Origin of the sequence: Chromobacterium aquaticum (assembly GCF_021129195.1) — a bacterium.
GTDB lineage: Bacteria > Pseudomonadota > Gammaproteobacteria > Burkholderiales > Chromobacteriaceae > Chromobacterium > Chromobacterium aquaticum.
Map to the genome: position 1 here is coordinate 1 of NZ_JAJOHW010000215.1, position 1,218 is coordinate 1,218.

The following is a 1,218-nucleotide window of genomic DNA, read 5'->3' on the forward strand; positions in this document are numbered from 1 at the left end:
AGATCGTAAACAGGTTCTAAGAACCTGTTCAAAGCCTGCTGCGTATCAGCGAACCGGTTCCGGGCGCGCGATGCCGTCTCAGCCCGGCAGGAAGGCGGTGGCCTCGATCTCGAACAGCATGCCGTCCAGCGCCAGCCGCGGCACCGGGATCAGCGTGCAGGCCGGCGTCGGCAGCGCGCCCCAGGCGGCGCTCAGCAGCGCGCCGAAGGCGTGCAGCCGCGCCTCGCTGTGATCGACGATCAATACAGTCAGCTTGGCGACATGGGCGAGATCGGCGCCGCCGGCGGCCAGCGCGGTGCGCAGATTGGCCAGCGCCTGGCTGACCTGGGCTTCGAAGCCGTCGGCCAGTTCGCCGGCGGCGTTCTCGCCGCCCTGGCCGGCCACCAGCAGCATGCGGCTGCCGGCGTCGACGCTGGCCAGGTGGGAATAGCCATTGGGCGCCGGGTCGTAGAGTCCGGCGGGATTGCTCAGGCGGAAGGGAACTGCTTTGCTCATCTGCTCTCTCCTGTGGTTTGCCGGGCGGCGCGGCTGGCGCCGCCTCGGGATCAACGGGTTTGCGCGGCGACGGCGGCCGGGCTTTGCATCGCCGCGGTGTAACCCTGCGGCGCGAAGCGGCGGGTCAGCACCAGCAGGCCGGCGATCAGCAGCGCCAGGCACAGCCAGGCCAGATTGAAGCTGGCGGTGGCGTCGCGGATCCAGCCGGCGGCGAAGGGCGCCACCGCGGCGATCAGATAGCCTATGCCCTGCACGAAAGCCGACAGCTGGCCGGCGTTGCGCGCGTCTTCATAATGATGCAGCGTCAGAATCATGGTCAGCGGGAACAGGCCGCCCACGCCCAGGCCCAGCAGCGCCACCCACAGCAGCAGCAAGCCGCCATGCGGCGCCAGCACCATGCCCAGCAAGCCGGCCAGCACTGCCAGCAGCACCAGGGTCAGCCAGCCGCGCATATCGTGGCTGCGCGCCGACAACAACGGGATGGTCAGGCCGGACACCACTTCCATGCCGGTCATGAAGCTGAGCATCAGGCCGCCTTGCTGCTGGCTCCAGCCCAATTGCACGAACAAAGCCGGCAGCCAGGCCAGCGAACTGGCGTAGACCGCGGTGCCGATGCCGAAATAAAAGGCCAGCAGCCAGGCGCGCGGAATCCGGCTGAATTGCGGCGCGCGAGCGGCGGAGCCGCCGCCATGGCCGCCGCGCGGCGCGCTCAGCAGCCAGCAC

2 protein-coding genes are annotated in these 1,218 nt (G+C 69.5%); both read right to left on the reverse strand.

All coding sequences use genetic code 11. The features are described from left to right. Positions 1-78: 78 nt before the first annotated feature. A complete protein-coding gene (locus LQT98_RS23060) occupies positions 79-495 on the reverse strand; it encodes a RidA family protein (protein ID WP_048407837.1) in 417 nt (138 codons plus the stop codon). A gap of 50 nt (positions 496-545) precedes the next feature. Further along, a partial coding sequence (locus LQT98_RS23065) for an MFS transporter (protein WP_331282591.1) occupies positions 546-1,218 on the reverse strand: 673 nt, incomplete at its 5' end.

Excerpts from the sequence above, each read along its gene's own strand:
- LQT98_RS23060 (WP_048407837.1), bottom strand. The coding sequence starts at position 495 with ATGAGCAAAGCAGTTCCCTTCCGCCTGAGCAATCCCGCCGGACTCTAC.